We start from the raw sequence: 17,359 nt of genomic DNA on the forward strand, positions 1-17,359 counted from the left end.
GTGTCCCGCCTGCTGTTGGACTCGACCGTCCTGATCGACGCCCTGCGAGGTCGCCCCGCCGCTGAGCGCCTCCGAGGCCTTCGGCGAGTCGGTGTGGAGCCGTGGGTATCTGCGGTGTCGGTCGAGGAGATCTGGCGTGGTCTCCAGCCTGAGGAGGAGCCGCTGGCACGCCGCCTGGTCGGGGCGCTGCGCTTGGCACTGTTGGGCGCCGCTGAGGGCCAACGGGCCGGTCAGTGGCGTCGCGAGTTCGCGTCACGCGGGATCACGCTGCACCAGGCCGATTGCCTCATCGCATCCGCAGCTGTCGGCGTCGGTGCCGCACTCGCCACGGCCAACGTCTCGGACTTCCCGATGCCCGAACTCGAAGTTCGGCACTGGGAGGCCAGTTAGCAAGGTACAAGCAGCAGTCTGTCTTGAGCAGGTCATCAACCCGTTGACCAGTGGCTTTGCACCGGCACAAGCGCGTATCAGGCACCCAAAGCTGCACATGGCCGACTCAGGGTTGGCCGCGACGCTGTTGGGGGCAACGCCTGACTCGCTGTCCGATCCCACAGAGCCGCTGCGCGGACCGCTGCACGAGACGTTCGTCGCCAACGAGGTCCGCAAACAACTGTCGTTCGGGGGCTCGAGTGCGACGCTGCATCATTTCCGAGATCGTCGCCAGCGTGAGGTGGACCTGATCGTTCGGCTGGCCGACGGGAAGCTCGTCTGCATCGAGGTCACCGCTGCGATGCGCGCCCACGGCCGCAAGGCACAAACGCTCGGCTGGCTCCGCGACACCATCGGCGACCGGTTCGAGTGCGGCATCGTGCTCTACGCCGGTGAGCAACCTCTGCGGCTCGGGCCCCGCATCGTGGCCCTGCCGATCTTCTACCTGTGGGAGGCGTGACCGGCGGGGCGGGACCTGCGCTGTGTCGACGGACTCGTACTAGCCGCTGCGATTCCAGGGCGCGACAACCTGCGCGCCGCCATACCAGGTCCAGCGGGGTCGGGACACCCGCATCGGCTCGGCCCATGAGAGCGAGACATTCGATCATGCACGCATTCGTCAGGCAGTTAGCATCCAGCCAATGTCCATTGAGCCATCCGCGGCGAGCAAGCGCATGATCTGCGCTGCTGAGGCGTGCGTGCCCTCCCGCGCAGCCTGCCCGAATACCCCCCCCCCCCCCCGTTTGGTCGCGTAAATCTGCTGTAACCCCGCCTCATAGCGGTTTCACGGTGTTCGGGTACGGCCCGGCACTGGCGACTCTTCGCTCTGGAGCAACCGCACCGAGACGGGTCTGCTCGGTGGCTGCCGCGCCGACCTCAGGCGTGTCGCAATGGTCGTGCGTGCGCGCGACTGCGCGCGGCAGTCGTGCAGTCGCCGACCGCGCGTGCGTTCTACGCAGTCTTGATCAGCGCGCGCGTCTGCGGCGATTACCGCACAGCAATGCCGCGTCCACACCCAAGTCCTCATGAAGGAGTTCAGCTCATGCTGCGATCTCAACTGGTAGAGGCCAAGGCGTGCCATGCCGATACAAAGCACGAGGACGGACAGCATCGATTCCGATCGCGATGTCGCGCCGTGGGTGCCATGTTCGTCCTGGCAGCGGTCTTCGCAGTCGCCGCCTTCCCTCAGGCCGCTGCTGCGCAGGTGCCTCAGCCGCCTCTCAACGGCGATTGTGCGGGAACGGCGGTGCTTGCCAAGCTGAGCGTGGTCGAAGACCGAGCTGCGGCGAACATGCTCGCCGCAGCGGTCACGATCCTCGGCCTGGGGCAACGTTGCCTGGTAGACGCAGGCGACCCAACTTCCGGCAGGGTCCCGCCAGGCAGCCGCAATGAGCTGTCGAAAGCCGACCGAGTGTTCGTAGTCGGCGGCCCAGCCGCGATCCCGCATGATTGGCTCACGTCCACACTCGGTGTCAGCAACTACACACGCATAGCCGGCGGCAACCGCTGGGACACCCAATCTGCGGCTGTATCGGCGATCTTCAGCTTGGTCCGCGGGGCACCAGTCGTCGCCTATGCGGGACAGCCGTCGAGCACGCCTCAGCTGCCGCCCAACACCGGCTGCGCCATCGCCGTGGCGGTCAAACTCAGCGTGGTCGAGGATCGGGCCGCAGCCAACATGCTCGCCGAAGCCTTCAACAATCTATCTGCGAACGGCGACGGCAGATGCCTCGTAGATGTCGGCGACCCGAGTACCGACACACCACCCTCGTCCAAGGCCAAGGACGACTACGACTACGCGGACGCACAATACGTCGTAGGTGGTCCCGCGGCAATCCCAACGAGTTGGATGAGTGACCACTTCAGCGGAACCAATTACGTGCGTCTCGAAGGTGCCGATCGATGGGCGACGCAAGGTGTAGTAGCAAGCAGAATCGTCGGTATCGCTCCACCCGCGGCTGACTATGCCGACGTCGTTCTCGATCCTCTTTTCCCTGACCCGTTGCTCGATGTCGGATTCGAACAAGCTGATCCCGAGCTAGACATCACGGTCCACTATTGCGGACCATCTGGAGCATACGACCTGAATAAACTTACGAATCGTGTGCAGCAATTGAACGAAGTGAGCCATTTTTTCCGGCGTCAATCAAATCGATCCGGTAACAATTCGACCGCTCGTGCCGATATCACCTTCACGCGCGGCAAGATTCTCACGCTGACTGCTGCCGATTGGCAGGGGAGTAACCTAGGCAAATGGAGCGATGACGGTACAACTTGGAAGTGTATGAGCGCTACCGGCGATCCGACGAATAGGAAGATTCTCATTCTTGCCCATGTCGATCGGGGCGACTTAAATGGATTTGCGCACCGAGGCGGGCCTGCGGTTGTTGCTACGCTCGAAATGCGAGGAAACCAGCTAGCCCCATTCCTTGGGACAGTAGCTCATGAGATTGGGCATGCCTTCTACCATCTTAGTCACCCTTGGGTGGATCACCCCGAATTGTGTGACCATATCGACCAGACGAATATCTCCAAGCAGGATCGAATCGGGTGTGCCGATAGCCGGGTAGACGAAGGCTTGGAACAATGGGAAATAGTTGAACTGCTAGAATCGCTACTTAGCTATACATCCTTTGATTCAAAACGAGATGTGCGGGAAATAGCGGTAAACGACAAGAGGGTTGCCGCATATATCGCCTGCTATCAGCTGGGCGACCTTGGCTGGATCGACGAGACCGACTGTACTTATCGAGCTTTCGTTCCTCGAGCACCAGTCAGTCCGCTGTTGAACTCTGAGATCGAAGCGGTGAGTGTCGCATGGAGTGCTCCCGAGGCTAATGGTGCCGAGATTGAAGGCTATGACCTTCAGTACCGCTCGGCAGGTCGAGACAATTGGCAGGATTGGCCGTTTCGGGGTGTATTGCGATCCACACGAATCACAGGATTGGAGGCGGACACCGCCTACCATGTACGCGTACGCGCTCGGAACCGCATCGGCCCGGGGGGTTGGTCCGGTTTCACCGAGAAATCAACCCTGCCGTCGACTGAACTTCGTCCGAGAGTGAATCTATCGAGAGGCGATCGAGTTCAAGGACGCTCTGACTGCACGGGCGACGCGTGCTACTGGCTGCGCGTGGAAATTGAGAACTTCCCAGATGGCGCGCACACACTCGCATGCGCTCACAATGGCGTACATCAAATAGGTGTTTCACGCGGTGTGTATCGCTCATATAACGCGGCCGTATCCAATGATAGGCCATCGACTCGCGACTGCTTATTCGGTTATCCCGACAATGAGATATTCGTGATAGTCGGCGCGGAATTGCGAGACAGTGCATGGCACGGTGGCACGCATTCAAATGTCCTCGATTGGCTTGCCGATGACGAAGAGATTCCACCGGGTGCTCTGCTCAACGATCGCCCCGAACTTACGGACGCGAAGGGTGCCTACACATGGTGGAAGCCACCGAGTGATGTTGACAGACAAGGTTTCGGCAGCAACGGTTTTCACTTCACCTTGGCTATCGGCAACTCGGGAACTGATTTGACGGACAACATGGCTAGATGGGAGTTTGATCCTGACGACGGTCAGTATGACGTGCAGGTGTGGATTCCATCTGAGTGGGCCACTGCGCATGTGCAGTACCGGATTTCGTCCGATGGCGAATACGTCGGTGGGCCATGGCTGGACCAAGCGTCTGTCAGTGGATGGCAGTCGCTTGGCTTATACCATCTGAGCGGTCGTGTCCGCATTGAGGTGCGCGATACAAACGCCCGTGATGATTACAACGATGTGGGGCCGATCAATGCGCGACTGGCGGTAGACGCACTTCAACTTATACCGACGAATGGCGGGTCCAGTACGACTACTTCTAGACCTCAGGAGGTGTATGACGACAATCCGGTTCTCACCGATAGAAGCGGTGAGTACACATGGTGGAAGCCTCCCGCAGACATCGACCGCCTCGGATACGGAAGCAATGGATTCCATTTCACCTTGGCCATTGGCAATTCGAACGATGATGACCTGGACGATTGGGCTCGATGGGAGTTCGATGCTGTTGATGGTGCGTACGATGTGGAGGTATGGATACCGTCCGCTTGGGCGACGGCGCATATCCAGTATCTGATTTGGTCCGATGCGAACGGCGATGGTATTTTCAGTGCGGACGAATATGTCGCCGGTCCATGGTTGGACCAAGCGTCTGTGAGCGGATGGCAATCTCTCGGCTCCTACGACCTTGAAGGTCGTGTCCGCATTGAGGTTCGCGATACACGCGCCCGCGACGATTACAACGACGTGGGTACAGTGAATGCGCGCCTCGCTGTGGACGCAATCCGACTCAGATCTTCATCATGAACGGAGCGTTCGTTGATGGTCGCCCCGGCTGTTCGCACTATGCAGTTGATGCAGCGAATATGGCGAATCGCAATGATTCCCTTCGGAATGGGCGAAATCAGCCGGGGATGAGGCGGGATCGGATAGGTGTATTGGATCCACAAGATGTCAACACACAATAGGAGAACCAAATGGCAGAAATCAAGCTGCGGGCCGACGAAGCCCGAGGAATGGCAAATCATGTGCAACAGGAGAGCCAAGCCGCCAAGGATCAGGTGGCGAAGCTCAAGTCGTATCTGAGCAATCTCACGGAATCGTTCACGGGCCAGACGCAAATTGCGTTTGAGGCGAAATTCGATGACTGGGTACGGGGAGCGAACCAGATGATGGACGGCCTTGACGGGCTCGGACAATTCCTGAGGAGTGCTGCTGACACTATCGAGAAGACTGACCAAGAGATCGCGGGAAGGCTGAGCAGCTAGCTGCATGAGCCGAGGGTAGGCCGAGTGTCCCAGGACCGGCCTATGAGTCAGGAGGCATGTCACGATGTCACATCCAACTGGTTGCACAATCCGAGTGGATCCGCGATTCCTTGCCACCCTGTCCAGTCGACTGGACAGGACCGCCGACGATCTCAGGGCCTATTCAAATCACGGCGGTTGCAACCTCAATTCCGCTCCGCGGGTTCAGTCGGCTTACGACAAGTTGGGACGCCGTTGGGACTACAACCGCGACAACTTGGTGAACCAGCTGGCTGCGCTTGCTGACGCCTTTCGGTCAGCACGAGATGCATTCGTAGACGCAGATCAGGAGTTGGCCAGTGTACTTGAAAGCGGAAGAACGGAAGACCCGTAGCAATCGAGGAAACTGATGGACTTCTCTTGGAAGACTCTGGGCAAGGACGATCCGCTCATTTGTGGATCGCCGGCTCAGTTCGGTGACGTAGCGAACACTTTCACGCGTATTGCTGACCAGTGCGGCTACCTCGGGGATGAGCTTGGAACAATCAGGTTCGGTCAAAACGAGGGCTTCACTGGTCAAGCTTCTTCGGCCTTTCATGTGGCAATTGGCGAATGCGCTGAAGCGTTGCACGCCGTGCCGTCGGTGTCCTTGAACATTTCGGACATCTTCAGCGACCATCAACGGAATCTGGAGGCACTGCATCAAGCGGCCGAATCAGCGTTGGCACGCGCTCGGACCAACTGGAATCGGAAGCTTGAGACGGAGTCTGATATTGGCACTCACGGCCAGAGCCTGAGAGCCATCGCTCAGCAGATCTCGGCACTTGAAGGTATTCCAACGGCTAGCGCAGGGCTGCAGCAGTTGCGATCGCGGCAAGCGCATGTGGCAGGCCTGTTGGACGATGCTCGGAGTGGCCTGCGGACGGCCAACGATTTGGTCCAAGACAGCGCGAGAGAATGGGACACGCTACGCAATCAAGAGGAGGACCTTAACGAGCACACATCAGGCCGGCTTGGAGCTGTCGAACTGTGGGCGCTCAAGGACCCTTGGCACGAGCATTTCCAGAGGACGTGGCAGACGCTTACAGTTGTATGGGAGGCAATCAGTGAACTGGTCGTCGACCTAGCGGCCGCACTGTATACGGTCCTCAATTACATCCTGGATGTGCTGGACTTCGTCGGGATATTCCTTGAGTTCATTCCGATCATTGGACAAATCTACAAGCTCGTCGAAATAGGCCTGGTTCTCCTCAAGGTGTCCGCTGGCCTTGTCTTGCTGCTTAGTGATCGCATAGATTTCTCGGAGTTCGCGCTCGACACCGCCATCAGCATGGCTGGCTTTCTCGTTCCAGGTGGTCGTCAATTCGCAAAGGCTGGCGCGAAGCTCATGAAGAGGGCTGGTCCGCACATCAAGCGCGCGGCCAGGCAAGTAGATGACATGGCTAGCGGTGCAGCGGACACCCTGAGAGATGTTGGTGAGGGCTTCAACGATATTCTTGGTCAGCTTGGTGCGCGAGCAAGGACCAAGATTCATGGGCTCGCAGATAGCACTGAGCGAATGATGGAGCGGCGAGCAACGCTGCATTCCGGGCCTGCACGGCCGTTCATCGCTAAATCGGGTGACGTGATGTCAGGCACGCTGAGGGGTGTGGGTGATCGTGTGGAGGACGTGTTTGACATTGGGGGTGACATGATAGAAGCAGACATGAAAGCTACCGCAAGAGGGATCGAAATCGGTGGTACAGGATTCCGAAAAAGCGCGGACAATGTGGTCGATATACTCAATTCACAACTGCCTGATGAGTTGGGAGAAACCGCCGCCGACATTACAGATAGGTTATTGGAGCACTCGGCCTCGGAATTAGAAGATTCGTTGTCGACATGGAACGAATCTTCGCGAATTGGCCAGCCGGCGATACAGGGCAGCGACTTTGCTTTGATACCTTGTGGTCTCGACGCACTCGTCGATATAGCGCCTGACTTTCTGATTGACGCCGGCTTTGAGTCAGTTGCGAGAGCGGCATGACTAGCACCCTGATGCCGGATTCGGTAATCCTGTCGCTGCCTGAGTCCTGGGACGACATTCCTCTTGAGGAAGCCGCACATCGCGCTTTCGTCAAGGACCAAATGTCACTGATGGAGCAGAGCGGTGGCTTGGGCCGGGCGGAGCTTCGCCAACTCGAACTTCTGGCGGCGTGGTCGTTGCAGGCGGCCAAGGCCGGTCGAGTGATGTTGGCCAGCTCATTCTTGGCAATCGAAACAGCAGACAATTCAGATGGCGACGATACCTTGCTGACCGCCTTGCTGATCGTTTCGGCATTGCGTCGCGATGAAATAGGCACCGACTTGCCCTTGTCGGCATCGGCGATGGTCTCTGCGTTTGCAGACAATACGCCCTCGGACGATTCGACGGCTCGATACGCACATATCGAGCCGCCTTCGGTGTGCAAGATTGGCGATTATCAAGCGGCGAAATTGACTCGCTTGCTGACGTGGAGACGCGACCTCAAATCTGAGTTTCGGCAGTTCTTGCAGACTTATCTCGTGTCATGCGCTGATGGTGATGCTGTAATCGTGCTGCAGTTCTCTACAACCAATTTTCAGCATGCAAAGCCCTTCAGCGATCTATTCCACCGCATAGCTCGCACGCTGCGGATCCTCTATCCCGATGACCCTACCTTCGTCGATGACTGAAACCGAAGTGATGAGCTTGCCCGCCAATACGTGGGACAACGTAGATGCATGAAGCAGAACCCGAACGCGAGGACGATCAAGTACTAGTTCAGCGACTGCAAAAGGTGCTCAGTTTGTCTTCGGACTGTTCAGATGCCTCGGAGTCCAACGAGTCGAACGTTTCCGTTGTGCAAAACCGTTTCGTGTCGCGAAATGAAGCGCTTGGGCAGAAGGAAAGAACTGTGCTGGAATCAGCAGTCTCCGATGACGCGATGCGGCTTGCAGCGAAGATATTGGAATCAGCTGGTACTCTAGCTAGAACTCAACTGCATGGCGATGATGTGCGGCACCCGCCGTACGAAGGGTGAGGCTGCATGCCTCATTGGCGCATTTCGACGGCGAGCGTTGTTGGCACAGAGGGCGAGTTCCTGATTGAAGCGACGGAGGAAGCACGTCTGTCAGACTTGGTCGACGCGTTGTCCGAAATGGGGTTTGACAGGCGCTCCATGGCTATCGACGGATGGCCGATTGACGATGGAAACCTCGAGAGTCGGCTCCTGCGGGGCAGGTTGCGGCACGGATCGCGTCTCGGTGATCTCGGTGATCTCGGTGATCTAGAACCGCCAGACGATGTTGTAGCGGGCTGGTATCTCGTCGCGGTGGCGGGTCCAGATACCGGTGTGTGGATGCCCATAACATCGCAATGGGCTACCGTCGGCCGCGGCAGGTCGAGCGGATTGATCGTGAGGGATCGGTCCATGTCGCGCGAACATTTTCGGCTGAGAGAATCGGCCAAGGGAATCGCGATCGAAGATTGCGGCAGCACGAACGGAACTGTGCTCGAAGACACGCTCATCGATACACAGATGCAGGCTGCCGACCATTCGTATGTGGCTGCTGGCTCTTCGACATTTGTGGTTATGCACATCAAGGCTGCTTCGATCGCGCCCGAGCAGCGTCTCGGCGGCCCAGCCGAGCCATTCCAGCGTCAATTCCGTGCTGCTTTGCCGGCGCTGCTCGACAAGTTAGACCACCCTCGTGCCGTCGATGATGACAAGTCCGGCCGACGATCGCTCTTGAGCGTTGTCGCGCCGCTCATCGCCTCAGCAGGGATGGGTCTCATGATCGCGTTGAGCCATTTGAATAAAGTGTGGATATACCTGCCGGTCATCGCGCTCGGCCCAGTGGTGATGGCTACTGAGAGTCTGAGACGGAGGCGAAAGGAAGCACGCGAGAAGCAAGCGCAACTCGCTGAGTACGCCGAGAAGCGGGAGCGGTTCCTGCGTGACCTCCAAGAGGCACGTCAAGAAGAGCTGCGCCGAAATCGCTGGGCCGCAACTCCTGCCGGCATGGCGGCTCTGCTGGCCACGGCACGCCACGTGAGGCTTTGGGAGCGGTCGGCGTCCGATGCAGACTTCTGCGAAGTCGCGATAGGGCTGTATGCCACACCCTCAGAGGTCGTCGTCGGCAACCGGCCCGAGGGTGAGGCATTTGACAAGGATGTGCAGTGGTCGGCGGTGCTGCGGCACTGTCTGGCGCGCGAAGGGCCGCTTGCCGTCCGAGGGCCGATGGAGCGTGCCAGAGCCCTGACGCGTGCGCTCGTGCTCGACCTAGCGACCTCGCACTCGCCTGGAGACGTCAAGATCTGGCTGATCACCGACATCGACTCAGACGAACACTGCGTTTCAGAGTGGAACGTCCTGAGATGGCTGCCCCACACGTTCTCCGATGACGTTCGAAACACGATCGCGTCGACGGTTTCTTCTCGGGCCACGGCGTTGGCTGCGCTGCGTTCGGTCATCAGCGAGCGCCAGGAGGTCAGCGGGAACCGCCGCGGCGAGATACCGATGTTGCCGATGCACATCGTCATTATCGACTGTGTCGATGCGATCGATCCCCAAGAACTGACCGATCTGCTGGTGGAAGGTGCGCCGGTGGGAGTGGTGGGCATCGTCTTGGACGAGCGGGTCACCCCTGAGGGTTCCGCCGCCCGGCTGACACTCGGCGAGTTCGCCGATGATGCCAGCTTTGTCAGCGAGACTCATCCCCGCGCGGACGGCGTTCGTGGCATCGAGATGACGGTGCCGTCCTTCGAACGTGCCGCACGTTCGCTGGCTCGTCTGCGCCCAGCACGGTCACAATTCGGTGGCTCGGGCCAAGCCGAGCAGATTCGGCTTGTGGACCTGATCGATGCTCAGACCGATCCCGACCAAGTAGACGTCGTCATCGAACGCTGGCGCCGCAGCGGTGGTACCTGCTGCGTTCGGGTCGGAGGTCTTGGTGATCTCGTCACCGAGATCGACTTGATGACGGACGGCCCGCACGGCTTGGTGGGCGGAACCACCCGATCGGGCAAGACGGAGTTTCTGAAGTCACTCATCACCTCCCTCGCGTCGGCCAACCACCCGGATGATCTGTCAATCGTGATCATCGACTTCAAGGGAGGCGTCGACCACGAACTGTCGGCCCGTCTGCCGCATGTGGTTGACCTGTCGACCAACCACGACGTCGATTCGTTCGTGCGAACTGTCCGACTCCTCGACTCCGAGATTCGGCGGCGGGAACAAATGTTCAAGAACGCGGGCGCACCCAACTTCGACGCCTATCGTGCTGCTCGCCGCGTCGATGCTTCGCTGCAGCCGGTTCCGCGTCTGTTGCTCATCGTCGACGAGTTCAGTGAGCTGCTCAGCTCCGAGACGGGCAAGGCGAATCTGTCGTCGCTCGAGAGCGTCACCCGTGTCGGTGGCGGACTGGGCGTTCATCTGTGGCTGGTCACTCAGAACTTCGAGAACCAGCTCCCTTCGCAGATCGCGGCCAATGCCGGCCTGCGCGTGTGTTTCAGAGTTCAAGAAGGGGCTCACTCCAAGGCAGTGCTGAACTCGCCGGAAGCCGCCACCATCCCCAAGGAGCGCATAGGCCGGGCCTTCCTGCGCTCCCATGCGGGCGCACCGCGCGAGTTCCAAGCTGCCCGGGTCGCCGGGCCGAAACCAGGCAGAGAAGCCGTAGTCGCGCCGGTGACCGTTAACCCGGCACCGTTCGCAGCGCTCTCAGACGCGTCGGCACAGCCTCCGCCGGTGGACGTTCCCGCAGTGGACACGGACATGTACGCAGTCATCGAAGTGATCCGACGTGCCGCCGAGGCCACGGGATGGACCAAGCCCGCCATTCCGTGGCCTGCCGAGCTTCCGTTGAATCTCAGCCTTGCCGACCTTTCCGGCGGCGAACTCACGTGGCCCGTCGGGCTGGTGGACGAACCGGAGAAGCAGCGCCAGTCCCCGGTGGGACTCGAGCGATATGGCCCCAGCTTGCTTCTGCTCGGTGGGTCCGAAGCCCGTCTCGGCGAGACAGCTCGGGCGATGATTGCTGCCGCGGCGGTGCGACACAGCCCCGAGGAGATGCACTTCTATGTGATCGACCTCTTGGGGCAAGGCCTCGGTGTGCTCCGGGGCTACCCCCATGTCGGAGCGGTGGCTGAGCGCAGCGAGACCTTGGCGACGAGATTGCTCAAGCACATCGCCCAAGAGCTGGCACTCCGCAAGTCCGCCCTAGCCGACATCGGTGTCGCGTCCATCGCTGAGCTGCACGCCACCGCCGCCGAGGCGCTGCCCGAGACCGTCGTGGTTGTCAACGGTGCAGATCGGCTGCTGTCGCACGCAGAAGGCGAGCCGAGTCCGTTGCTGCCTCTGCTCATGGGCGTGGTAGGGCAGGCGTCGGGGACGGGGGTGCGCTTCATACTGACCGGCACGCCAGCGCTGGCGCACCAGCGTCTCGGCTCATCAATCGGCCGACGCTTCGTGCTGCGCTGCCCGGATCCCAGCGACTACGCGGCCTTGGGCGTACCCCGGCAGTTGCACGGCGCCTTGGTCGGGTTCGGGCGTGCCGCGGACGCAGCCAGTGGTCGTCTCATGCAGTTTGCCCAAGTGCCTGCGACGGCGGATGCATCGGCGCGGGACGTATTGCAGGCTCTCGGCAATCAGCTGCGCGAGGTGTGGGAAGGAACAGCGGGTTCGGCTCTGCTGCCGACGGAGTTGCGCGAACTGCACTGGCCTCTGCCGTTTCATGCGGTGGGTTCGGCAAGGCTTCCCGACGGGGTTCACCAACCCGTGGCATTCTGCGTCAACGGGGAGACCGGAGAGCTCTTGTGGCTCGATGCCGAAGAGGACGGGCCGGCATTCATCGTCTGCGGTTCACCGGGGAGCGGGCGAAGCAACGCTCTCATCGCTGGGGCGGAATTGATGTCCGAGCAGGGCTGGTGCGTTCTGGGAATGCCGCTGTCGCGGCGCTCGCCTCTGACCGAAGGCACATTTCCGGGCGAATTGGTGACTGCCGGTGACCTGACTGCCGACTGTTTGGGTTCGCGGCAGCGAGTGGCGCTGTTCATCGATGATGCGAATCGCTGGTCCGGAGACGCCGATTGGCTTCGAGAGTTCATGGCGCACCCAGGGGACCGGGCGGCAATTGCGGCCGGTCCGACCGATTTCTTCAGCGGGCGAAGCGAGTTCACCAGGGCGATGTCGGCGCGGGCAGCGCTCGTGCTGACGCCCAAGAGCAGCCTCGACGCCTCGGAATTCGGGCTGCGCAGGTTGAGCGAAGATGTATTGCGGGATTCTCGCCCAGGCCGCGGCGTTCTGGTCGTCGCTGGAGTGTCGGTCGTCGCCCAAGTGCCGCTGGTTTCGCGGCGATGAGGTTGGGGGCGTCGTGATGGCTGACGATGAAGTTGCCGGTTCAGGCAGCGGCAATGTTGCCGCTGTTGGCCGTGAACTGGATCTACCCGCGGTGGAGGGATTCGGGGCGTTGCGCGAGATCGGGGTGGGCGGCTTCAGTCGGGTGTTTGAGGCTTTGGAGTTCGAGTTCCGGCGTTGGGTCGCAATAAAGGTGCTCAATGATCGGCTTGAGGGTGACGACGGCGTGGCGGATTTCGAGCGCGAATGCCGTCTATTGGGGGTGTTGTCGCGTCATCCGAATGTTGTGACTGTCTTCGCGAGCGCGTTCGCTGCAGATGGGCATCCGGCGATTGTGATGGAGCTCTTTCGTGCTGGCAGCTATATGGATGTTGTGCGGGGGTCGGGACCGCTTGGTGTGAGGGAGTTGCTGGCGGCAGGTGTGGCGGTATCGGGGGCGTTGGGAACGGCTCATGTCCAAGGAGTGGTGCATGGAGATGTGAAGCCACACAACGTCTTCCGGTCGGAGTTCGGCTCAGCGGTGTTGGGAGATTTTGGGATCGCGTCATTGATGCATCTGGGCTCGGCTGCGGTGCGAACGCGTTTGTCGCTGTACTACGCGGCCCCCGAGTTGGTGGAAATCGGTGCGTCGGCATCGTCGCCGTTTGCTGATCAGTATTCGTTGGCGGCGACGATGTATGCGCTGGGCACGGGTTCGCGTCCGTTCGACGGGGGCGTTGATGACACCACCGAGCGACTGTTAGAGCGAATGGTGTACGAGCCGGCTCCTCGTCTCGAGTCGGGGTTTCCGGAGTCGCTCGCAGATGTCTTGGCAAAGGCTATGGCGCGTGAACCTCAGGACCGGTTCGGGGACATGGCGGACTTCGCGGCTGCTCTTGGCGGGGTGGAACGCGAGCAGGGCCTCGACCCCACCTCGCTGCTGATGTCCAGCGGCGAGAGCCGTTATGTCGGTCGTACACCCGGCTCCCACAGCCTTACTCCCGTTACGCCACGCGACTCCGACACAAGCCCGAAGCCCGCGGCCGCTGCAGCACCGATGGCTGCTCCAGAGGACAGCGACGACGATCCGACAGAGCAGAGCCAGACCGTCATGCGCCCCATCACCCCGTCCAGGTTGCCGGCGAGCGAACCTGACCACTCGCCCGCCGAAGCGAAGCGGATCCCTCGATGGGCAAAGACCGCCGCAGCCGCAATGGCAGCCATCGCCGTCGCCATCGCTGTACTGGTCGCCATATTATCCGCATCCGACAACGCTGTTGATGACGGCTCCATAACCGGCGGCTGTGCCGACGACGGCTTGACGCTGGTGGTTGCAAACGAGAGCAAGCCACTCGATGTCGGCGCGGCCGTATCACTCGTCGCAGCAGACCAAGGCGACGCAATGTTATTCGTCACGGAGGACTCGTTGACTCCCGCCGCAATCGCAGTGGTTACCGACTTCCCGCCGGCCCGAGTGTTTCTCGTCGGCGGTGTTGCTGCGCTCACCGAGGACATACGGGACGTACTTGAGAGCCTGGCCCCGGATGATGCATGTATCGAACGAATCGGTGGCGGTAACCACGTGGTCACGGCTGGCCAGGTTGTCCATCGGGTTTTAGGCGACTCGACGGGCGGAACTCTAGTGGTTGCTTATGACGAGTCGTTGGCCGATGTCGGTGTTGCAGCCTCGCTCGTGGCATCCGGCGGCGCTGACGCTTTGCTCTTCGCAAGCGAGCACGACGACTTGGGCGACGTGACCGCAGTCGCCATCGGCCAGCGTTATCCGGAGCGGGTGCTGCTTGTGGGAAGCACGGCGGCGCTCTCGAGTGAGATTGAAACGCAACTCAAACAAGTAACACCCAATGTCGACGTGGATCGTTTCGACGGCAATACGAGATTCCATACGGCGGCGCTGGCAGCGGAGTGTGCGTTTACTAAGGGCGCAACTACAGCGGTGATCGCCAACGGGTGGAAACCGGAAGACGTCGGTGTAGCAGCGGCGTACGCAGCCGTACGCGGCGGCACAGCGGTGCTCTACGCCGGCCCCGACGCGCTCGCTGTGGACACCGACGACAACGACACCGAAGAAAAACTAAGAGAGTTCGAGCCGATCCAAGTCGTGCTGATCGGCGGCACGGACCACCTATCACAAGACGTCTATGCCGAAGTGAGGGACGTCGTCCCCGACGCAGAGGTCCATCGCGTCCGCGGCGCGACAACCCTTGAAATCGCCGCCAAGGCCACGCGGCTGGCTCTGGACGACAAGAAGATGAGTCTGACATCGGGCAACGGTGCCGAGTCGGAGTCCGAACCATGCGATCCATGATCCGTGCCGATCACGGCGGGTACGTGCTCGGCGCCGCCGCGGTACCTGAAGCGAAGATTTCTGGTCGCGGCATGAAACGCCTCGGCGGCGCGAACCGCTGGACGACCGCGCATCTCATCGGCAGCGAAGCCCGTTCTCTTGCCGGAAGCTGACCAGCGAATGGCGGGTGGTACCGAGACGACCGCCAGAGCATCGTCGAGTTTGTCCTCTGGTGTGTTCGTTGGCGGCAGGCACTTGTGTGGGTCGCGAATCGATGGGGTGATGGCCGGCTTGGGCCACAACTACGACGGGCAGGCGGATCCCTCGCATTCACACCGGGACTCTCACACCTCCAACTCCACGCGCAAACGCGACGCGCCGGATGTCCGTGACCTTTTCTTGCTCTTCATTGTCGCACTGGCGTCAATATCGGCTGGGCTTGTGGGTGTTCCGCCTGCTGCTGCACAGCGAGCGCCGGATTCGTTTGTTGAACGGCTGGCTGGACCGGATCGGTATGCGACGTCGTTGGAGGTTGCTCGGGCGTATGCGGATGAGCGCGGCGGGAAGCTGGATTCAGCAGTACTGGTGTCGGGGACGTCTTGGCCCGATGCGGTGATGGCTACCGGGTTGGCGGGGCTGCTGGATGGGCCGATCTTGCTCGTGAGTCCCAGCGGGCTGAGCGATGGGGCGCTGGAGTTCTTGGAGGGGGTCGGCGTCTCGGAGTTGATTGCGGTGGGCAGCGAGTCGGTGCTGCCGTCTGAGGCTCTGGCTGCCGCTCGTCGCATCGATCCCGATATCGAGCGGATCTCCGCGGCCGACCGCTACACGGCGTCGGTTGCGGTGGCGCGGCGGATGGGAGCAGGCGGGCATGGGTTCGGGTCTGCTCGCACGGTGATCGTGGCGAACGGGGACGTGTTCGTGGATGGAATGGTGGCGGGCACGTTCGCCGCCCGCGGCACTCATCCGGTGCTGCTGACTCCCGGCGATCGGCTGCACCCTGCTGTCGGGGCGTTCATCAGGTCTGACCTGGTGGAGCGCGTGGTGATCATGGGCGGTCATGCGGCTGTCTCCGCCGAGGTGGAAGCCGCTGTGGACCCGGTCGCCAAGCATGTGGTGCGCCTGGCGGGTGCGACGAGGTTCGAGACGGCGGTCGCCGTAGCGGACTATCTGCGGGACCGGTACTCGTGGACCGCTGGGGGCGAGTGCTTCAGCGACGAGATCGTGGGGCTGACCACGGCGCGGGCACCCTACGACGCGTTCACCGCGGGGCCGCTGCTGGGTCGCCTGTGCGCACCGCTGCTGCTGACCGATCCGGCCGCGGTGCCCGAAGCCTCTGCGCAATGGCTTGGCCCCGACACCAACCAACTGATCGTGCTCGGAGGGTCGGCTGCGGTATCTCAGCAGGCGGTCAGCGGGCTCGTCGCCGAACGCGGCATCGGCGGCCGGGCTCAGGCAGAGGCGTACATGGTGACACTCGTCAACGAGTTGCGTGCCGGCTTCGGCGTCGAACCGTTGCGCCATCACGCCGGGCTGCGCCGGGTCGCACGTGGCTGGTCCGAGCAGATACCCGAAGACGGCAGGTTCGGCCACAACCCCGACTGGCTCGACGAGTATCCGCTCGGGTGGCATCTGTACGGGGAGAACGTGGCCCGCGAGTACGTGGCCGGAACGCTGGACGAGGCCGTCAAGGCCGCCTTCGAGGGGTTCCGGGACAGCCCGCCGCACTTCTCGAACACGGTCAACCCCGAGTTCACCGATGTCGGCATCGGCATCGCTGTGGGCGAGCGAAAGATCATGGTCACCCACAACTTCTCGTCCTACCCCGTCGAGCCCGTCGAGGTGCCGCCGACCAAGCCCCGGCTCAGCGTGAGCGCCTGGGCTGACCGGTTCCAGCTCCGGTGGGAGTCCACCACCTCGGATCTGCCGATCACGCACTGGCAGATCGACGACGGCGGGCTGCCAGGCGATCCGCCGGCATCCGCCTGGGGCTACATGTGGCACGACCCCCCGCAAGGCATCCACCGTGTCCTCGCAGCCGCCTGCAACGCCGCCGGGTGCAGCGAGCCCAGCGCCTACACCTTCACCATCGGCGACGGCGAGCCGGCACCCGGAACGCCTCTCGAACCGAGTGTCTCTGTGGCCATCGACGGATCGAGAGTCACCGTGAGCTGGCACGCCGACACAGACGCTTCGACGATCGAATCATGGACCTACCATCTCGAACGCGAGGACTCGGTTCGCCTCTTTCACGAGTACCTGCCTGTCGCGCAACGACAACGTGAGCACTACTCGCTCGGGCCCGGAACCTACGTCGTCTACGTGCTCGGCCACAACGCCCACGGCCCCGGTGCCTGGGCACGCGCCGAATTCACCGTTGCGGAACGGTAGAAGGGCGCCCCGGGAACTTGAACCTGTCCGGTATCGCGGGACTGAGCTGCCGAACGTCGCTGCGTAGCCGTCGAGGCCCCCATCTCAGCAGCGGACCCTCACA

At 61.5% G+C, this 17,359-nt stretch carries 11 protein-coding genes; all 11 read left to right on the forward strand.

The window, feature by feature from the left end; translation table 11 throughout:
* Complete coding sequence (locus ACOCMM_RS05145; RefSeq protein ID WP_419552118.1) at positions 1 to 390, forward strand: PIN domain-containing protein; 390 nt, start codon at positions 1 to 3, stop codon at positions 388 to 390.
* Positions 314 to 889 (forward strand): DUF4143 domain-containing protein, encoded by a 576-nt coding sequence (locus ACOCMM_RS05150; protein WP_419552119.1) that lies wholly within the window; start codon positions 314 to 316, stop codon positions 887 to 889. The genes ACOCMM_RS05145 and ACOCMM_RS05150 overlap by 77 nt, the downstream gene beginning before the upstream one ends.
* A gap of 582 nt (positions 890 to 1,471) precedes the next feature.
* Entirely contained in the window at positions 1,472 to 4,789 is a 3,318-nt protein-coding gene (locus ACOCMM_RS05155; RefSeq protein ID WP_419552120.1) for a fibronectin type III domain-containing protein, read from the forward strand.
* 170 nt (positions 4,790 to 4,959) lie between these two features.
* Entirely contained in the window at positions 4,960 to 5,250 is a 291-nt protein-coding gene (locus ACOCMM_RS05160) for a WXG100 family type VII secretion target (RefSeq protein WP_419552121.1), read from the forward strand.
* A gap of 388 nt (positions 5,251 to 5,638) precedes the next feature.
* Entirely contained in the window at positions 5,639 to 7,255 is a 1,617-nt protein-coding gene (locus ACOCMM_RS05165) for a hypothetical protein (protein WP_419552122.1), read from the forward strand.
* On the forward strand, positions 7,252 to 7,923 hold the full coding sequence (locus ACOCMM_RS05170; protein WP_419552123.1) for a hypothetical protein: 672 nt from the start codon (positions 7,252 to 7,254) through the stop codon (positions 7,921 to 7,923). Before ACOCMM_RS05165 ends, ACOCMM_RS05170 begins: the two co-directional genes overlap by 4 nt.
* Positions 7,924 to 7,967: 44 nt before the next feature.
* Positions 7,968 to 8,270 (forward strand): hypothetical protein, encoded by a 303-nt coding sequence (locus ACOCMM_RS05175; protein ID WP_419552124.1) that lies wholly within the window; start codon positions 7,968 to 7,970, stop codon positions 8,268 to 8,270.
* A 138-nt stretch (positions 8,271 to 8,408) separates the two neighbouring features.
* Positions 8,409 to 12,587 carry an FtsK/SpoIIIE domain-containing protein gene (locus ACOCMM_RS05180; protein WP_419554824.1) on the forward strand — a complete coding sequence of 1,393 codons (4,179 nt, stop codon included), beginning with the start codon at positions 8,409 to 8,411 and terminating at the stop codon, positions 12,585 to 12,587.
* Between the two features lie 16 nt (positions 12,588 to 12,603).
* Entirely contained in the window at positions 12,604 to 14,889 is a 2,286-nt protein-coding gene (locus ACOCMM_RS05185) for a protein kinase domain-containing protein (protein WP_419552125.1), read from the forward strand.
* Positions 14,886 to 15,041, forward strand: coding sequence for a hypothetical protein (locus ACOCMM_RS05190; RefSeq protein WP_419552126.1), 156 nt, complete (start codon positions 14,886 to 14,888; stop codon positions 15,039 to 15,041). Before ACOCMM_RS05185 ends, ACOCMM_RS05190 begins: the two co-directional genes overlap by 4 nt.
* Before the next feature lie 109 nt (positions 15,042 to 15,150).
* Positions 15,151 to 17,256 carry a cell wall-binding repeat-containing protein gene (locus tag ACOCMM_RS05195; RefSeq protein ID WP_419552127.1) on the forward strand — a complete coding sequence of 702 codons (2,106 nt, stop codon included), beginning with the start codon at positions 15,151 to 15,153 and terminating at the stop codon, positions 17,254 to 17,256.
* The last annotated feature ends 103 nt before the right edge of the window (positions 17,257 to 17,359 follow it).

The sequence above is a fragment of the Candidatus Poriferisodalis sp. genome, assembly GCF_965198245.1.
Lineage (GTDB): Bacteria > Actinomycetota > Acidimicrobiia > Acidimicrobiales > Poriferisodalaceae > Poriferisodalis.

Bases quoted from the DNA above. Each gene is read 5' to 3' on its own strand.
- ACOCMM_RS05155 (WP_419552120.1), top strand. From the start codon at position 1,472: ATGCTGCGATCTCAACTGGTAGAGGCCAAGGCGTGCCATGCCGATACA.
- ACOCMM_RS05160 (WP_419552121.1), top strand. From the start codon at position 4,960: ATGGCAGAAATCAAGCTGCGGGCCGACGAAGCCCGAGGAATGGCAAAT.
- ACOCMM_RS05165 (WP_419552122.1), top strand. From the start codon at position 5,639: ATGGACTTCTCTTGGAAGACTCTGGGCAAGGACGATCCGCTCATTTGT.
- ACOCMM_RS05170 (WP_419552123.1), top strand. From the start codon at position 7,252: ATGACTAGCACCCTGATGCCGGATTCGGTAATCCTGTCGCTGCCTGAG.
- ACOCMM_RS05175 (WP_419552124.1), top strand. From the start codon at position 7,968: ATGCATGAAGCAGAACCCGAACGCGAGGACGATCAAGTACTAGTTCAG.
- ACOCMM_RS05180 (WP_419554824.1), top strand. From the start codon at position 8,409: ATGGCTATCGACGGATGGCCGATTGACGATGGAAACCTCGAGAGTCGG.
- ACOCMM_RS05185 (WP_419552125.1), top strand. From the start codon at position 12,604: ATGGCTGACGATGAAGTTGCCGGTTCAGGCAGCGGCAATGTTGCCGCT.
- ACOCMM_RS05190 (WP_419552126.1), top strand. From the start codon at position 14,886: ATGATCCGTGCCGATCACGGCGGGTACGTGCTCGGCGCCGCCGCGGTA.
- ACOCMM_RS05195 (WP_419552127.1), top strand. From the start codon at position 15,151: ATGGCCGGCTTGGGCCACAACTACGACGGGCAGGCGGATCCCTCGCAT.